Below are 16,890 nucleotides of genomic sequence, written 5' to 3' on the forward strand. Positions count from 1 at the left end.
TTTAGCGCGTAGCATTGTCCTGTAACAGCGGGAGAATGATTATGCGTAGCTTATCACTGGCACTGGCTTTTTCGGCTGCCGTACTTGGCGGACCTGTTACAGGTGCGGCCTATGCAGAAGAAACGACGAGCGATGCACAGGCGGATATCCTCAAAATCTTCACTGGTACATGGAAAGCTGAGGGTACATCTTTCGGTGTGCCATCAAAATCGACCATGGTGTGGCGCGAGGCGTTGGATGGAAAGTTTTACCGTCTGACCTACACGATAGAAATGCAACGTGATGACAAGGTGCAGGCTTTTGTCGGACATGGCTATTATCAGCGCGGTTCTTCGCACGGGTTCTGGGCCGATAATGGCGGCGATCTGCATTCGATGGTGACGACATATACGGGTACGCAGGTGAGCACGATATGGGGCAAGGCGGGCGGTAAGCAAGGGCGATCCAGCTATACGTTGCGGGATGATGGCAAGATTGAAGTGATCGACTGGATACTCACCGAAAATGGCTGGCGCGAGTTTAACCGCACACTGTTTTCGCAGGCGGATTAGGGTTTCACCGTAAGTTTACGTCGCTCCGCTCCTCGCAATGACGCAGAAACAAAAAAGGGCGCAGTCATGTGCGACCGCGCCCTTTATGCGCAAAATCAGGAAAAGATTACTCCGCTGCGGTCAGTGTCCGCTCATTCAGTGGCTGCACCGGACGGGCATTATTTTTCATCATGCCATTTAATGCCTCAATTTGCTCCGCGCTGGCTGTCGCTGGTGATGCCACAACATGCCAGTTTACGCCTTCACTGCATGGCGGAGTGGTGAGTGAACCGGGGTAATTATACGCGGTCAACGCCGATGGCAGCATGGCAGCGATATCCACGTCGGTTTCTCCGCCAACATTGTCCAAAATTGTTTGCAACGATGCATTGGCCTCGCCTTCCTCAAACAGGATGCCGAGCACGCCAAATTCACCTTCGCCACTCTGATGCACAAAATGCGCTACCAGGGGATAGGATTTGCCTGTCACGGTATGTTCGGATGGCGTGTGCATATGCATTTGTAACAGGTTGAACGTGGTGTCACCGGAGGTAAAGGATGCGCCCTCAGCAAAATCAGCCTGTACAGTATAGCCTTTATCAACAATTTTTGCGGACTGGCTACCGTAGTTGGTGGTCACATCGACCGTTTTGGCTTCACCGCGTGCGGGAAGGTCGATCGGGGATTGCTGTGTGCCGGTTTTGCAGGTGGCAAATTCAGCAGACAGATCGCCCCAGTTTTCCGGGCCTTCTTCGCCGTCATAGTCCCAAACGACCTTGTCCGCTTTGTCTGCTTTTGCTTCTGTATCGTCCGCTTGCTGTGTACATGCGGTCAGCGCCAAAGCGGCTACACCGCTGCATATCAAAGCTATTTTTCTCATGCAATTTGTCTCCCAAAACCCTGTTGATTACACTTGTCAGTTTGGAAAATCAGTTATTTTGGAAGCTACGCTTAAAACCGTCCGCTGTCCAAAATGGCACCGATATCCATCGATGCGATCCGACATCACGCGTCAATTGATACGCAAGAGGGGCCCGGTCTCGCAACTCATCAATCTGTAGCATGCAATATTGTTCCGAACCGCATGAAATTTTTTGGTTGTCTGTGCATTATGGTCCTTAATTATGGACTCTCGCATATCCTGCGCTGTAGATGGGTGTCATGACGACACCAAAACATATCACCCTGATTATAGGCGGCGGGATTGCGGCCTATAAATCGTGCGAGCTTATCCGCCTGATCCGCAAGGCGGGTATGACAGTACGCTGTGTATTGACCGACGGCGGGGCGCAGTTCGTAACGCCAATGTCGCTTGCGGCGCTAAGCGAGAATGAGGTTTTCACGACGCTATGGGACCTGAAAAACGAAACCGAGATGGGGCATATCCAGCTCAGCCGGGAGGCGGACCTGATCGTGGTGTGTCCCGCAACCGCTGATCTGATGGCGAAAATGGCGGCGGGTATTGCTGACAATCTGGCCACAACCCTGCTGCTTGCAACCGATACGCCGGTGATGGCCGTACCCGCGATGAATGTGCGGATGTGGCACCATGAGGCGACGCAGCGTAATGTTATGCAGTTGCGCGGGGATGGCGTCCATGTGATGCAGCCAGATAGTGGCGCGATGGCATGCGGTGAATTTGGTGAGGGAAGGCTGCCCGAACCGGAAACGGTTTTTGCCGAAATCGAAAACCATTTTGCCCATGACAATCCTCTTGAAGGCCAGCCTGCTTTTGCTGATGACGAGCATCGGCCGCTTTACGGCAAGCATGTGCTGATAACGGCAGGCCCGACACACGAACCAATTGATCCGGTTCGCTATATTGGTAACCGTTCCAGCGGCCGGCAGGGTTTTGCGATTGCCGCAGCCGCAGCGGATATGGGCGCCGAAGTGACGCTGGTGGCAGGGCCAGTGCATCTGGCGACACCGGCAGGTGTAACGCGGGTGGATGTGCAGACTGCGCGTGAAATGCAGGCGGCAGTGGAGAGTGCGCTCCCCGCCGATGCCGCCGTGATGGTGGCGGCGGTGGCCGATTGGCGTGCATCGGACAGTGCCGAGCAGAAAATGAAAAAGACCGGCAAGGGCCCCGCACCGCTCACGTTGACTGAAAACCCTGACATATTGGCGGGACTGGCGGCGCATGAACAGCGTCCTGGCCTGCTTGTCGGCTTTGCCGCCGAAACCGAAAAGGTGGTGGAGCATGCCCAGGCCAAGCTGGTGCGCAAAAAATGCGACTGGATTGTCGCCAATGACGTGTCGGGCGGTGCGGGCGGTAGTGTAATGGGGGGTACGGAAAATACCGTGCATATCGTCACCGCCGATGGCGTCGACAGCTGGGAAAAATTACACAAGAATGATGTGGCCCGCAAACTGGTGGAGAAAATGGCCGATGCGCTTTCCTGAAATCAATATAGAGCTCAAACGGCTCGAAAACGGCGAAGGCTTGCCGGTACCGGAATATGAAACACCGGGCTCTGCAGGTATGGATGTGCGCGCGGCAAAAGCGATAACCATAGCATCCGGCGATCGTGCCATTGTGCCCACTGGTTTCGCGATGGCAATTCCTGAAGGCTATGAGGTGCAAGTACGTCCGCGCTCAGGTCTTGCCATCAAAAAGGGCATAAGCCTGCCCAACACACCGGGGACGATCGACAGCGATTATCGCGGTGAGCTGGGCGTTATCCTGATTAATCACGGGGCAGAGGATTTTGTTATTGAACGCGGCGACCGGATTGCACAGCTGGTGGTCGCGCCAGTGCAACGCGCCAAAATGGTAATAGTGGATGAATTGGGCAGCACTGCACGCGGCAGTGGTGGCTTCGGCTCGACGGGGGTTAATTAACCCGCTTCACCGTTTTCTTTTCAGGTGCAACGGAGATACGCACCGTTTCACCGGATTCACCCGGGAAGTCGGTGAAGATGGCTTCGACCAGGTTCGGCACCAAATAGCCGAGACGGCGGCTGCGTGACATGGCTTCTGCCTTACCTTCAAACAGGCGTTTGCCATCGGCATTGCGGTCGATGTTCATATTGAGCTGGCTGGTATAGACCGTGATCCTGTCCAGATCAGTGCCGCCAAAGAAGAATGGGTCATAGAAACCAAAGCGATAAAAGGCTGGGTGGCGGAAACGACGGTGGCCGAAATAACCACGCCTGTAATAGCCCCGGCGGCCCCAATATCCGTGACGGCCGTAAAACCCGCGTCCGTAACCTGCATAGAAGGGATCGTAGAAACCGGTACGGCGGTATTTTGTCTTGCCGCGATCAATATCATAAGAAAAACTGACCGTCATGTCGGCTGTATCGGCGGAACTTGCGGGGACGTAACCGATACGCGCCATCTGTTTTTCAACCAGTGATGCATATTGTGCGAATTCCAGGCCGCCTTTCAGCTCAGGATCGGCTGCCCTGATTGTAAAACTCTGCCCTGTGGGCGCGGGCAGTTCCTGAAACCGGGTGACTTCAGATTTGAAAGAAGGTGTGGCGCAGGCGCCCAGAGACAGGACGAGCAGGGGCACCGACACAAGCGACAGCTTGCGACTGCTAAGTGATGTTGCCAGATATTTCATAATGCGACTCCGAATAGACTCTAAGCTCCCAACGCACCGCAACTTATAGATGTTCTGCGCTGAACGTGCGTTGAACGGTGCATTTATAGCTGTAAAGCGTTGTAAAACAGATTCAGTGGAGTAGGCCGAGCGCTTTATAGGCACCGTCGACGGTGGGCTGGGCTAGTTCACGGGCCTCGGCTGCGCCTTTGCACAGGATTGCGTCAATCTGTTCATGATCCTGTTTCAGTTCGACAAATCGTGTGCGGATGGGGCGCAGCGTTTCGACCAGCAGCTCGGCAAGCGCGGGTTTGAATTGCCCGAAACCGGCTCCTGCATGCTCGTCCAGCACCTGTTGCGGCGTGATATCCTTCACGGCGGCATATATACCGATCAGGTTTTTCGCCTCTGCGCGTTCGTTCAGGTCATTCACATTATCCGGCAATGGTTCGGGATCGGTTTTTGCCTTGCGGATCTTCTGCGCGATGGTGTCATCATCATCGGTCAGATTGATGCGGCTGGCATCGCTGGGGTCAGATTTCGACATTTTCGCCGTACCGTTGCGCAGGCTCATGACGCGCGCCGCTGGCCCTTCGATAATCGGGTCGGGCAGGGTGAAAAGTTCAGTATTGAAATCGCCGTTGAACTTGGCGGCGATATCGCGCGCGAGTTCCAGATGCTGTTTCTGATCTTCGCCCACTGGCACATGCGTTGCGCCGTAAATCAGCACATCGGCGGCTTGCAGCACCGGATAGGCGAACAGGCCGATACTCGCACCTTCGCGGTTCTTGCCCGACTTTTCCTTAAACTGCGTCATCCGGTTGAGCCAACCGATGCGTGCAGTGCAGAACAGCAACCAAGCCAGTTCCGCATGACCAGGTACGCGTGCCTGGTTGAACAATATTGCCTTATCAGGGTCGATGCCCGCTGCAATCAGCGCAGCCGCCATTTCGCGCGTGTTCGCGCTTAGCTCTGCCGGGTCATTATAGACGGTAATGGCATGCAGGTCGGCCAGGAAGAACAGGCATTCCATGTTTTCCTGCATCTGTGTCCATTTCTTGATCGCGCCCAGATAATTGCCAAGGTGGAGATTCCCGGTCGGCTGGATGCCGGATACTGTGCGCATTATGCATTTCCTTCTGTATTTGCGGCTTGCTCGGCGGCTTTTCTGCGCCGTAACATGTTGATCTTGTCCCTGTCGATGGCGCCTGTCATCCACGCCAGGGCAAAATAGACAATGGCGCCCGCCCCGCACAATAGTGCGATCGACAGCGCGCGCTCACCGATATTGCCGCCATAATAGGATGCACCATAGGGCATGGCGTAATAGAGAACAGCGCCCATCGCTGCGGCAGAAAAGGCAATGCGCCCTATGCGCAGCAGCAGGCTGCCCTCGACATGATAATATCCCCGGCGATGCAGGATGAAATAGAGCATGACGGTGTTTGACCAGGCGGCAATCGCCCCGGCCAGCGCCAGGCCTGGCACGCCCATGATCGGGATCAGGATAAGGTTAAGCACGATATTGATTGCCAGCGATATCGCGGCGGTCATGACTGGCGTACGTGTATCCTTGCGCGCAAAGAAAGCCGGTGTAAGCACTTTTACCAGCACATAGGCGGGCAGACCGATGACCAGCATCGACACGACAGCGGCAGTCATGTCCACATCAGCCATGCCGTACTTGCCGCCCAGGTAAATGGCGCTGACCAGCGGCTGCGCGGTGAAATAAAGCCCGACTGCGGCGGGTACGGTGAGCAGCATGCCCAGCTCTATGGCGTTGCTCTGCACGCGTTGCGCGCCGCCTGTATCGTCTTTTGCGATAAAACGGGACAATGCAGGCAGGATGGCGGTGCCAAGCGCAATGCCGATAATGCCGAGCGGCAGCTGGTTAAGCCGGTCCGCCATGGCAAGATAGGTAAATGATCCTTCCTGCAACCGGCCCAGGAAAAACAGATCGACAAAGCGGCTGACCTGGTAAATACCAGCGCCGAAAATGGCGGGGACAATCAGGCGGCCGAGCATGCGCACGTCTTCGGTAAATTTCGGGCGTGCAAGATGGAAACGGAATCCCGATTTGCGGGCCCAGTAATAGAGCCAGAACATCTGCAGTAGCCCGGCAATGGCGACTGCAAAAGCGAGCACATAGGCCGCGCGCTTTGTGTCATGCCCGCCATCAATATAAAGCACACCCAGCATGCCGGTAATCATGCAAATATTGAGCAATATCGGCGCAGCAGCCGCAGCGGTGAAGCGGCTGAGTGAATTGAGTATCGCGGCAAATAATGTCGTAACGCTGATAAGGCCGAGATAGGGGAAGGTGATGCGGGCGAGCGACACCGCAAAATCGCTCGACCGGCCGCCACGCCCGAAATCATCCAACACCCAGATGGCGCCGGGCATGATAATCATCATGACGGCAGTGAAGAGCAGCAATATGGGCACGAATACCGACAGCACTTCAGTGACAAAGCCCTGTGCCGCGCCGCGACCTTCGCTCTCTTCCATCTTGCCGTTGAACAAAGGTACAAAGGCAGCAGAAAAGGCCCCTTCGGCAAACAGGCGGCGGAAGATGTTGGGCATCTGGAAAGCTAGCTGCCACGCATCGCTCAGCGCACTTGCCCCCAATATACGCGCGATGAGCACATCACGCACAAAACCGAAAAGGCGGCTGACCATCGTCATGCCGCCTATAATTCCGGTGGATTTCAAAAGGTTCATTTAGGAAATGACCTTATAGGTGCGGGGAATGCTTACGCATTGCCTGCGGGCTGCTCGCCAGCTTCGGCGGCCTGTTTCTGGGCCAGCTGTTGCAGGTAGAGCGTGTTGAAGTCCATGGGTTCCAGCATAAGTGGCGGGAAACCGGCATCGCGCACGGCGTCGGCCAAAATGCGGCGTGCAAACGGGAAAATAATGCGTGGCGCTTCACCGAACAGGAATGCATGTGCCTGATCTTCCGGCACGTTGCGCATGCCCACCATTGCAGCATAAGCCAGTTCAACAATGAATGCGGTGCCCTGTTCCGCCTTGGCGGTAACGTTGATTTTCAATTCAACTTCATGCATTTCGTCACCAAAGCTGCGTGAACCGATATTGAACTGCACGTCTATCTGTGGCTGCTGTTCCCACTGGTGGCTTTCTGGTGCGTTTGGATTTTCAACCGACATATCCTTGATATATTGGTTGATAATGCCCACGGTGGGGCCATTGTCGCTGCCATTTGCGGCTGCCATGTCCGCTTCCAAGCTGCCGTGATTTTCTTCGGCCATAAATTCTGCCTTTTCCTGTCTGTCCATTTTTCAAGAATCCGGATGGTTTTCCAACCACCGGGCGTGTCAAAGCGCCTAGCAGGACATGATGGCGAGGGCAATGCGGACCTTGCGAAATACACGGGGCGCATTGCCCTCATATTCAGGTCAACGTCAGGGCGTGTATGCGATATGGGAACCCTTGCCCGCAATCACATGTAAATAATCTGTGCAGGGCATATAAATTCGTCCATATGCAATTTGCATATTTGTTTTCGCTTCTTATTTAGGGCATGTAGGGAAAAACAAGGGACTATGCTGTTTTGTGCATGGCCCGACAGATTACAGGATAATGGGATAGTTTCATGTCTATTGATATCATCATTCTTGCCGCGATAGCTGCCTTTTTGGGCCTGCGCCTCTATTCGGTGCTCGGCAAGCGCACAGGGCATGAACAGGAGCCCATGGCTGGGCCGGTGGAACAGACACCGTCGCCGCTCACATTCCCCAAAACCGGAGAACCGCAGCCGGGAAATACTGTTACGCTCGATCCACGTCAGGGGCATGCGAAACTCTATGACGTTGCGGCAGAGCCCGGCATCCGTATGCTGCTGGGCGCGGATCGTGGTTTTGATGTCACCCGTTTCGTGGAAAATGCGAAAATGGCCTATGGCATGGTGCTGGAAGCATTCTGGAAGGGCGAGCGTGAAGACCTGAAAATGCTGTGCGACGCTGATGTGTATGGAGGTTTCGCTGCCGCGCTCGACGCGCGTGAGGAAGCGGGCGAAACACTTGATAACCGGTTGGTGCGCATTGAAAACGCAGTGATTGCCGATGTTGAATATGATACGCCGATGGCACGTATCACCATGCGTTTTGATGCCGATATTGCCGCCGTCACCCGCAACAAGGAAGGCGATGTTATCGCAGGGTCACTGTCTGATGCCGTGGAAACCCATGATATCTGGACCTTTGCCCGCGATGTAAACAGCGTCGATCCGCACTGGGTACTGGTGGAAACCGACGAAGCAACATGATCATCTGAAAGATTGGATACCCTCATGGCTGGACTGAATGTTTTGCGCCACCGCTGGCTATATGCGATGGTCGGCGCACTGACGCTGTCTGCGTGCAGTGTTATTCCCGAAACACGGGCGCAAAACACTTCCGTGCCGCCGCCACCTTCTGCCCGAACCCCGGATCAGGCGGCACAGCCTGTGGCCGCTCCGCCGGTGCGCGCTGCGGTTACGGGTGACGCGATACGCACTGGCGGCGATGCCACACGGGCTGTCGGGCAGGAACTGCGCCTCGGCCCCGATATCGCGTCATTGCCAATCTATTCTGCCAAAGCGCAAGATGGTCTCAAGGCTTTCAAACTAAGCTGCCCCTCGCTTGTGAAACGCGAGGACCGCACTGGCCTGACGCGCCCTGAGGACTGGGCACAGGCCTGTGAAGCAGCAGCAAATTGGCCTGCGGACAGTGCAGCGCTTTTCTTTGAAACTCATATGGAGGCCGTGCAGGTCGGTGATGGCAGCGCCTTTGCTACGGGTTATTTTGAACCGCAGATCCGTGGTAGCCGTACCCGCCGCGCAGGTTATGAGACCCCGGTTTATACAAAACCCGCTGATCTGGTTGATGTTGACCTTGGCCAGTTTTCCGATGAGCTGAAGGGCAAGCGGATACGTGGCCGCGTCGAGAACGGACAATTGGTGCAGTATCATGACCGCACTGCGATAGAAGAGGGCGCACTGGTCGGGCGCGGACTGGAAATTGCCTATGCTGCAGATTCGGTCGAGTTTTTCTTTCTGCAGATCCAGGGTTCGGGGCGCTTGCTGCTGCCCGATGGCGGTGTCATGCGAATCGGCTATGCGGGGCAGAATGGCCGCGAATATGTTGGCATTGGCCGGGTGCTGCGCGAACGTGATGCGCTGGCTCCGGGCAAGGCTTCGATGCAGGGCATTATCGAATGGCTGCGCGCCAACCCGGCGGAAGGCAAAGCGCTGATGCGGATGAACAAAAGCTTCATTTTCTTTAACGAGCTGACCGGGGCAGGGCCTTTGGGCGCGATGGGCTATGCCGTGGCACCGCGCACCACTGTAGCGGTTGACCCCAAGTTTGTGCCGATGGGCGCGCCTGTTTTCCTGTCAATGGACCGGGCTGAACCCAATGGTATCTGGGTGGCGCAAGACACCGGCGGTGCAATCAAGGGCGCAAACCGGTTCGATACATTCTGGGGTGCGGGCGATGAAGCGCGCGCGATTGCGGGCGGTATGTCGGCCAAGGGACAGGCACTCATATTCCTGCCCAAAGGAACATTTACACGCCTTTCTGCCGGGCAATGAACCGCAAAAACGGCCCGTTATCGCCTCAGGAAGCTGCACTTTGGAACAAGGTGGCGGCCACAGTGGAGCCGTTGGAAGTGAAACATCTGGCAAAACCTGTGCCGCAGGCCGGTGTCTTTAATGAGTTGCCGATCCAAAGACCCAGCCGGAAACAGTTTGACGCGCTTTTGGCCGGAGCGCCAACCACCAAGCCCGGAAAGTCGCCGCCGGTAGCGCGGGTTGCATCAGTCGCTGTCCCCGCAATTGCTATCGGACAGGGGCTCGACAGCCACTGGAATCGCCGTTTTGCGCGTGGCCGGATTGAGCCAGACTTGACTGTTGATTTGCACGGACACACGCTTTCGACCGCCTATACACAGCTGGATCAGAGCCTGGCGCTCGCCATTGGAGCGGGTTTCCGCGTGATTTTGCTGATTACCGGCAAGGCGCGCAGTGAAGATGCCCGGGATACCCGTGGCAACCGGCGCGGCGCGATCCGCGCGGCAGTGTCCGACTGGCTGGCGGCATCACGCCATGCGCCTAGCATCGCGGCGGTCAGGAACGCGCATCCGAAACATGGCGGTAATGGTGCGCTTTATATCGTGCTGAAACGGTAACGATGTTGCAGGGCCAGTGATCAGGCCAAAGCCGCCACGACTATGCGTTTGTAAATAACTGCAAGCCGGTCTAGGTCCTGCACCGCCACGGCCTCGTCCAGCTTGTGCATGGTAGCATTGCACAGGCCGAATTCCACGACCGGGCAGATTTGCGAGAGGAAGCGTGCGTCAGACGTGCCGCCACTGGTCGAAAGTTCGGGCAGGATGCCGGTTTCCGCCTCGATCGCGTTGCTTACCAGAGTGGACAGTTCACCCGGCGGGGTAAGGAACGCTTCGCCGGAAACGATACCTTTCACGCTGCCACCCATCGCCTCGGCCAGATTCGTGATACGTTCCACCAGTTCGGCGCCTGTATGCAGGTCGTTAAACCGCGTACTTGTACGGGCCTCGGCGCGTTTCGGGATGACATTATGCGCCGGGTTTCCAACATTCAGGTCGGTAATCTCAATATTACTCGGCTGAAACCAGTCGGTACCATTATCGAGAACTATGTCATCAATCGCCGCCAGAATGCGCACCAGTTTCGGGATCGGATTGTCCGCCATATGCGGATAAGCGACATGCCCCTGTGTTCCGTCCACCGAAATCCACATATTCACCGACCCGCGCCGCCCGATTTTCACCATGTCGCCGAGCTGTTTCACTGATGTCGGTTCGCCAACCAGGCACAGGTCGGGAATGGTGCCGCGCTCCTGCATATGATCTATCAGTGCGCGGGTTCCGTATACTGCCGGGCCTTCCTCATCGCCGGTAATAATCAGGCTAATGGTTCCTGCGTCCTGCGGAATGTCATGCAGCGCCGCGACAAAGCTCGCGATGCTGCCTTTCATGTCGACTGCGCCGCGTCCATAAAGCAGGTCGCCGCGAATTTCCGGCGTAAACGGATCGCTGTGCCAGCCTTCACCCGGCGGTACGACATCCAGATGCCCAGCAAAGGCAAAATGCCGTCCCGGCTCCCCGGTTTTAGGGCTGCGAATGGCGAACAGGTTCTCGACCGGGCCATCAGGGGCTTCTCCGCTGACAAAGCGTGTCACGTCAAAGCCCAGCGGCTCCAGCATCGCTTCCAGCTCGGCAAACACATCACCAGTGGCGGGTGTGATGCTGGCGCAGGCAATCAGGCGTTTGGCATAATCAAGCGCGATCTGCTTATCGTTCATTTTGCGCTGTTGTCCTGCTCAAACTGTTCGATCACCCAGTTTTCCTCGCCCGCCGCATCGCACCATTCACGCATCCATTCATGTTCCATGATGGTGTCCATATAGCTTTGCGCAAAACCGGGCAGGGTGAAACCATAAGTGATAAAGCGCGACACAACCGGTGCGTACATGATGTCCGCCGCGCCGAATGTTCCGAACAGGAAAGGGCCCTGCTTGCCAAAACGCGCGCGTGCCTCTGCCCACAGCCCCAAGATACGCACGACATCGGCCTGAACATTCTCGGCAATGGTGATGCTGCTGTATTCCTGCCGGATATTCATCGGATGCTGGTTGCGCAGCGAGGCAAAACCGCTATGCATTTCCGCGCACATGGACCGCGCCATACCGCGCGCAGTCTCATCCTTGGGCCAAAACCGGTCGCGGTGCGTCTTGTCGGCAAGCCAGTCGACTATGGCCAGACTGTCCCACACCACCGTTTCGCCATCCCACAATATTGGGACCTTACCATGCGATGGTGCAAAGTCTTCGCCCTGGCGCTTCTTGTCCCATTCCTCGCCATAAAGCGGGACGGTAATTTCTTCGAACGGCAGGCCAGACTGTTTGCACGCCAGCCATCCGCGTAGCGACCAGCTGGAGTAATTCTTGTTGCCAATAATCAGTTTCATGCGCGCCTTTCTGCTTCTTTTTTCGCACTATAACCACTCACCGGGAATCTGTCGAAGGGTAATGGCGAAAGGTTTGAGAAAGAGACTGCGACAAGGCAAGGGTGAGCAGCAGCGGTTACGATTCAACAGCTTCCACAACGGCAGCGCGCAATTCGCTGATGCCCTGTTTCGTTTCTGATGACGTGACCAGCAGGTCGGGATGGGCGGCAGGATGGCTGCGCACTTCCGCCGTGACGTGTTTTACGGTCTTGGCAAGTGCTGTCGGCTTCACCTTGTCTGCCTTGGTCATGACAATTCGGTAACTGACGGCGGCTTCATCCAGCATTTTTAGCACGTTACGGTCGACATCCTTGATTCCGTGGCGGCTATCGATCAGCACAAGTGTGCGTTTAAGCACCTGCCGTCCGCGCAGATAGTCGTTAATCAGGAAACGCCACTTTTTGACCACATCTTTGGGCGCCTTGGCATAGCCATAGCCCGGCATGTCAACGAGCCGAAAATAGAGCGGGTCGCCAATATCAAAGAAGTTGAGCTCCTGCGTCCGGCCCGGTGTGACGGACGTACGTGCAATGGCACGGCGACCGGTCAGCGCGTTGAGTAGCGAAGACTTGCCGACATTCGAACGGCCCGCAAAAGCGATCTCCGGTACCTTGGGTGCAGGCAGGAAATCCAGCGATGGTGCGGATTTCAGGAACGCAACAGGCCCGGAAAAAAGTTTGTCAGGATCGGCCATCAACCTTTCGCTTCGGCTTCCGCTGCCTTGCGTTGTTTTTCGCGGGCTTTTTCCTCGGCCTCTTTCGCCATTTGCTCCTTCAGTTGCGGATGGCGGCTATATAGCCATTTCTGCTGCGCGATGGTGAGCAGGTTCGATACTGCCCAGTATAGTTGCAGGCCAGCTGCGAACGGTGCCATTACGAACATCAATATCCACGGCATGATGCTGAATACCTGTTGCTGGACAGGGTCAATTGGCGCTGGGTTCAGTTTGAACTGCAGCCACATGGTGATACCGACAATGATCGGCAGGATACCGATTGCGAGCAGGGCAGGTGGATCGAATGGGATGAGACCAAATAGGTTGATTGGTGTCAACGGATCAGGCGCGCTCAAATCCTTGATCCAGCCAATGAAAGGTTCATGCCGCATTTCGATGGCAAGACGCAGCACTTTATATAGTGCGAAGAAAATCGGGATCTGCAGGAATATCGGCAGGCAGCCAGCGAGTGGATTGGCCTTCTCTTTTTTGTAGAGCGCCATGATTTCCTGCTGTTGCTTCTGCTTGTCGTCCTTGTAACGCTCCTGGATTTTCTTCATCTTTGGCTGGATAGCGCGCATCTGTGCCATCGATTTGAACTGTTTCTGCGCTATCGGGAACATCAGGCCGCGGATGATGAACACCATGGCAATGATCGCCAGGCCGAAATTACCAATATATTTGAACAGCCAGTCGAGCAGGTGGAACATTGGTTGCGCAAACCAACGGAACCAACCCCAATCGATTGCGCGGCTGAAAAGTGGAATTCCGGCATTCTCATATGCTTCAAGGACGTTGGTTTCCTTGCCGCCTGCAAACAGCTTGCTGGTGGTAGTATGTGTCTTGCCAGCGCCCACTATGGTCTTGTCATAGACAATTTCGCTCTGGAAAATCTCTTCTCCGAAAGCGCGGAAATTCGCTTTTACACCGTTGTTGTCAGCCTTGTCGGCAGGAATAAGTGCGGAGAGCCAATAGATATCGGTAAAACCGGCCCAGCCGACATTATTCGCAAAGCTGACGCCCTTGCGCCCGGCTTCAGCCACATCGTCATAGTCATTGTCGAAATTCGCCGCGTCTTCAAATACACCAATGGGCCCTGAATGGATGGTCCATTCATCATTGTCGGCATTCGCGTTGGTGCGGTTGATCAGGCCGAGCGGTTGCACGGCGGCATTGTTTTCGCCATTATTGACGAAACTCTGCTCCGCCGTGATCATATAGTCTTTATCAATGCTATAGGTGATCAGGAACTGCTGGCCGGTAGAGTTGGCCCAGCTCAATGTCACCGGCGTTTCAGGTGTCAGCGTTGTGTCATTCGCGCTCCAGACCGTATCACTTTTGGGTGTCTCTACACCTTCGCCTTTCCATCCGAACTGTGCAAAATGCTGGGTTGATGTCCCCGCTGGTGAAAGCAGTCGGATGGGCGGGCTATCCTTGTCCAGTGTCTCGCGGTGATCCTTCAGCATCAGATCATCGATACGTGCGCCAGTCAGGTTGATTGAGCCGCGCACACGCGGCGCGTCGATCAGCACGCGCTGGCTTTCCGCAAGCGCCTGGCCAACGGGCCGGATGACTTCTGGCTGCGCCGCGCTGCCCGTACTCTCGGTTACGCCGGACTGTTCCAGGTCATCCGCCTTGGTGCCGGCGATTTCTTCAGGCGCAGCGGGGTAGAAATATCCCATCGCATATTGCCATCCGAACAGTATGAGGCCAGCCAACAGAATCGCTGCCAAAAAATTGCCTTTATTTTCCACCGATATCGTCCTTAAAAAATCTTGTATTTCAGCGAGCTATTCATCCTGAACCGGATGCTGTTCCCGCTATGGCACTGGATCATGGCCGTGCCCGCCCCATGGTTGACAGCGCAATAGCCGCTTAAACGCGAGCCAGCCACCCTTAATTGCGCCATATTTTTGTAACGCCTCGATTGCATATTGCGAGCAGCTGGGACTGTAGCGGCATGTGGGGGGCAATATGCGCGACGGACCCCACTGCCAAAACCGCGCAATAAGGATGAAAATATGTTTCATCTTGCCGCCTTTCGGCGGCTGTGCGGTCTTCGCTTGAAATCTGGTTTACGGTCAGTTTTCCCGCTGCGGATGCGTTCAAGCGCGCGGACCAGATCATCTTGCAGCGTTGCAAAGTCGCGCTCAATGCCCTGTGCGCGTCCGATCAGGATATGGTCTGCGGCTGGAATACCATGTTCGGGCAGAATCTGCCGCATCAGTGCGCGAAAACGCCGCTTTACCCGATTGCGTACCACAGCATTGCCGATTTTCTTGGTGACGGTGACGCCCATACGCATTGTGTCATGCGCACAGCTGTCGGTGCGTACCAGCAGGATAAAGCCGGACGTGACAATGCGTAACCCCTGATTCGCGGCGAGGAAATCGGAGCGTTTCAGGATTTTTTGTAAAGGGGGACGGCACGAATCAGTAAAGCCGCCTGGCAGAGCGGCTTTAATTGGGTTCGATACGCTTTCCTGTGTCAGCGTACCATACGCTCAATCTGCCCGGCAAAGCGGACAGGCGAGGCCTTTATGCGGAAAGTGATTTGCGTCCGCGTGCGCGGCGAGCACGCAAAATATTGCGGCCTGCGGCGGTTGCCATGCGTTTGCGAAAGCCGTGACGGCGTTGGCGCACGAGGTTGCTTGGCTGAAATGTGCGTTTCATGGCACGTGATCCTTATTCTAAAATCTTGTCGTAAATATTTGCGGCTGCGCCAAAGATAGAATCTTCTGTCGCATAGCCCGCGAAAGACAGGGCAATTACGTGGAGATGCGCGCAAAGTCAAGCGTTGCTGACCTGTTTTTCGTACTTTTTCAGGTTGTATTGCTGGCATCGGTTTTGGCCGCCTCCTTTGCCTTGCGCCGGTATCTCTGGCGCAAAAGCCGATTGGCCCAGTTCCCGTAGCGCGGAAATCTATGCACAAAACGCGCATATAACCGCTTGGCTGTCAGTGAGCTTTTCAGGATGAGCGCCAGGCCGACCGGAAAGACAATGATAAAGCCGGGGCCGGGTATTGCGCCAATAATGGGCGATATAAGCACAAGAAATATACCGGAGACAAGCATGGCGATACGCATGCCACCGCGATTTTTAAAAGATATGACTTTGCCTTTGCGCATATTCATTATCTGGTGTGCGATTACCGGTTTGACAAGCTGGCCAGTCTGTTTCTGGATGATGTTTGCCGAAACACGGGGGCATTCTGTCGGAATAAGGTGACGGTTTTGGACAAGTCGATGATTTTACTCGACTCTCGCTACGAACATGGGCTAGCAATATAAAAGAACAAATAGGGAATATGCGGCATGGTGGCGATTGTTTCGACTACAGCCTATCTGGGATTGGAGGCGCGCGGGGTGGAAGTGCAGGTGCAGATCGCACCCGGTGTGCCCGCATTCAACGTCGTTGGTCTTGCTGATAAGGCGGTGGCGGAAAGCCGTGAACGGGTTCGCGCCGCCATTGCGGCCATGGGGCTTTCGCTGCCCCCCAAACGAATCACTGTCAATCTGTCACCTGCCGACCTGCCAAAAGAAGGATCGCATTATGACTTGCCGATAGCGCTGGGTTTATTATCGGCAATGGGTATCGTGGACGCGGAATTGCTGTCTGAATTTATTGTCGTTGGCGAATTGTCGCTTGATGGCCGGATCGCGCCATCTCCTGGCGTGTTGCTTGCCGCCTTACATGCTTCGGGAAGCGACAGGGGACTGATCTGCCCGGCTTCACAAGGGCCAGAGGCAGCCTGGGCCGGGGAGCTCAATATCGTGGCGGCACCTGATCTTTTATCGCTACTCAACCATCTGAAGGGCGTATCACAGCTCGCGCCGCCACAGGCGGGGGAGGCGGAGGCACCCGTACGCAGCGTGGATCTCAAAAAAGTGAAAGGGCAGGAAACCGCCAAACGCGCATTGGAGATTGCAGCGGCGGGCGGGCACAACCTGCTGATGGTCGGGCCGCCAGGTGCAGGCAAGTCATTATTGGCCTCCTGCCTGCCTGGTATTTTGCCGCCGCTCTCATCTGGAGAAGCACTCGGCATTATGTA

Annotated in this window: 19 protein-coding genes and 1 pseudogene; 7 read left to right on the top strand and 13 right to left on the bottom strand. The window is 55.6% G+C overall.

The window, feature by feature from the left end; genetic code table 11:
- Positions 1-41 precede the first annotated feature (41 nt).
- Positions 42-551 carry a hypothetical protein gene (locus G6Q15_RS11230; RefSeq protein WP_164118838.1) on the top strand — a complete coding sequence of 170 codons (510 nt, stop codon included), beginning with the start codon at positions 42-44 and terminating at the stop codon, positions 549-551.
- A gap of 106 nt (positions 552-657) precedes the next feature.
- On the opposite strand, the gene G6Q15_RS11235 is transcribed toward G6Q15_RS11230, so the two are convergent.
- Positions 658-1,410, bottom strand: a complete 753-nt coding sequence (locus G6Q15_RS11235) for a carbonic anhydrase family protein (RefSeq protein ID WP_164118840.1) — start codon at positions 1,408-1,410, stop codon at positions 658-660.
- A 281-nt stretch (positions 1,411-1,691) separates the two neighbouring features.
- Between G6Q15_RS11235 and coaBC the strand changes: the two genes are divergently transcribed.
- The gene (coaBC, locus tag G6Q15_RS11240) at positions 1,692-2,933 is read left to right on the top strand and encodes a bifunctional phosphopantothenoylcysteine decarboxylase/phosphopantothenate--cysteine ligase CoaBC (protein ID WP_164118842.1); all 1,242 of its coding nucleotides are present in this window, start codon (positions 1,692-1,694) and stop codon (positions 2,931-2,933) included.
- Positions 2,920-3,372 carry a dUTP diphosphatase gene (gene dut, locus G6Q15_RS11245; RefSeq protein WP_164118845.1) on the top strand — a complete coding sequence of 151 codons (453 nt, stop codon included), beginning with the start codon at positions 2,920-2,922 and terminating at the stop codon, positions 3,370-3,372. The genes coaBC and dut overlap by 14 nt, the downstream gene beginning before the upstream one ends.
- Here dut and G6Q15_RS11250 read toward each other — a convergent pair.
- From G6Q15_RS11250 to secB, 4 genes are all read right to left on the bottom strand, one after another.
- Positions 3,365-4,099, bottom strand: a complete 735-nt coding sequence (locus G6Q15_RS11250) for a DUF4136 domain-containing protein (RefSeq protein WP_164118847.1) — start codon at positions 4,097-4,099, stop codon at positions 3,365-3,367. The two genes, dut and G6Q15_RS11250, sit on opposite strands and share 8 nt — an antisense overlap.
- Positions 4,100-4,211: 112 nt before the next feature.
- Complete coding sequence (gene trpS / locus G6Q15_RS11255) at positions 4,212-5,204, bottom strand: tryptophan--tRNA ligase (protein ID WP_164118849.1); 993 nt, start codon at positions 5,202-5,204, stop codon at positions 4,212-4,214.
- Positions 5,204-6,799, bottom strand: a complete 1,596-nt coding sequence (gene murJ / locus G6Q15_RS11260; RefSeq protein WP_164118851.1) for a murein biosynthesis integral membrane protein MurJ — start codon at positions 6,797-6,799, stop codon at positions 5,204-5,206. Before murJ ends, trpS begins: the two co-directional genes overlap by 1 nt.
- 32 nt (positions 6,800-6,831) lie before the next feature.
- Positions 6,832-7,347: a protein-export chaperone SecB gene (gene secB, locus G6Q15_RS11265; protein WP_164118854.1), complete on the bottom strand. Its 516-nt coding sequence runs from the start codon at positions 7,345-7,347 to the stop codon at positions 6,832-6,834.
- A 344-nt stretch (positions 7,348-7,691) separates the two neighbouring features.
- On the opposite strand from secB, the gene G6Q15_RS11270 reads away from it, so the two are divergent.
- Genes G6Q15_RS11270 through G6Q15_RS11280 form a run of 3 tightly spaced genes read left to right on the top strand, consistent with a single transcriptional unit; the run spans position 7,692 to position 10,264 of the window.
- A complete protein-coding gene (locus tag G6Q15_RS11270; protein WP_164118856.1) occupies positions 7,692-8,363 on the top strand; it encodes a Tim44/TimA family putative adaptor protein in 672 nt (223 codons plus the stop codon).
- 24 nt (positions 8,364-8,387) lie between these two features.
- Complete coding sequence (locus tag G6Q15_RS11275; RefSeq protein ID WP_164118858.1) at positions 8,388-9,668, top strand: murein transglycosylase A; 1,281 nt, start codon at positions 8,388-8,390, stop codon at positions 9,666-9,668.
- Entirely contained in the window at positions 9,665-10,264 is a 600-nt protein-coding gene (locus G6Q15_RS11280) for a Smr/MutS family protein (RefSeq protein WP_164118860.1), read from the top strand. Before G6Q15_RS11275 ends, G6Q15_RS11280 begins: the two co-directional genes overlap by 4 nt.
- A gap of 20 nt (positions 10,265-10,284) precedes the next feature.
- On the opposite strand, the gene dapE is transcribed toward G6Q15_RS11280, so the two are convergent.
- The 8 genes from dapE to G6Q15_RS11320 all read right to left on the bottom strand — a co-directional run bounded on the left by dapE (position 10,285) and on the right by G6Q15_RS11320 (position 15,973).
- Positions 10,285-11,421 carry a succinyl-diaminopimelate desuccinylase gene (dapE, locus tag G6Q15_RS11285; protein ID WP_164118862.1) on the bottom strand — a complete coding sequence of 379 codons (1,137 nt, stop codon included), beginning with the start codon at positions 11,419-11,421 and terminating at the stop codon, positions 10,285-10,287.
- Positions 11,418-12,086 carry a glutathione S-transferase family protein gene (locus G6Q15_RS11290; protein ID WP_164118864.1) on the bottom strand — a complete coding sequence of 223 codons (669 nt, stop codon included), beginning with the start codon at positions 12,084-12,086 and terminating at the stop codon, positions 11,418-11,420. Before G6Q15_RS11290 ends, dapE begins: the two co-directional genes overlap by 4 nt.
- A 115-nt stretch (positions 12,087-12,201) precedes the next feature.
- Complete coding sequence (gene yihA, locus G6Q15_RS11295; RefSeq protein WP_164118866.1) at positions 12,202-12,819, bottom strand: ribosome biogenesis GTP-binding protein YihA/YsxC; 618 nt, start codon at positions 12,817-12,819, stop codon at positions 12,202-12,204.
- Positions 12,819-14,594 carry a membrane protein insertase YidC gene (gene yidC, locus G6Q15_RS11300; protein ID WP_164118868.1) on the bottom strand — a complete coding sequence of 592 codons (1,776 nt, stop codon included), beginning with the start codon at positions 14,592-14,594 and terminating at the stop codon, positions 12,819-12,821. The genes yihA and yidC overlap by 1 nt, the downstream gene beginning before the upstream one ends.
- 66 nt (positions 14,595-14,660) lie before the next feature.
- Positions 14,661-14,870 carry a membrane protein insertion efficiency factor YidD gene (gene yidD / locus G6Q15_RS11305; protein WP_164118870.1) on the bottom strand — a complete coding sequence of 70 codons (210 nt, stop codon included), beginning with the start codon at positions 14,868-14,870 and terminating at the stop codon, positions 14,661-14,663.
- Complete coding sequence (gene rnpA / locus G6Q15_RS11310; RefSeq protein ID WP_345940299.1) at positions 14,867-15,331, bottom strand: ribonuclease P protein component; 465 nt, start codon at positions 15,329-15,331, stop codon at positions 14,867-14,869. Before rnpA ends, yidD begins: the two co-directional genes overlap by 4 nt.
- A gap of 46 nt (positions 15,332-15,377) precedes the next feature.
- Positions 15,378-15,512, bottom strand: coding sequence for a 50S ribosomal protein L34 (gene rpmH, locus G6Q15_RS11315; RefSeq protein WP_164118872.1), 135 nt, complete (start codon positions 15,510-15,512; stop codon positions 15,378-15,380).
- Between the two features lie 149 nt (positions 15,513-15,661).
- Positions 15,662-15,973, bottom strand: coding sequence for a hypothetical protein (locus G6Q15_RS11320; protein ID WP_240330866.1), 312 nt, complete (start codon positions 15,971-15,973; stop codon positions 15,662-15,664).
- A gap of 180 nt (positions 15,974-16,153) precedes the next feature.
- Between G6Q15_RS11320 and G6Q15_RS11325 the strand changes: the two are divergent.
- A pseudogene (locus G6Q15_RS11325) lies at positions 16,154-16,879 on the top strand (magnesium chelatase domain-containing protein); the annotation flags it as partial.
- Positions 16,880-16,890 lie beyond the last annotated feature (11 nt).

Source organism: Sphingorhabdus sp. Alg239-R122, assembly GCF_900537065.1.
Taxonomy (GTDB): domain Bacteria; phylum Pseudomonadota; class Alphaproteobacteria; order Sphingomonadales; family Sphingomonadaceae; genus Alg239-R122.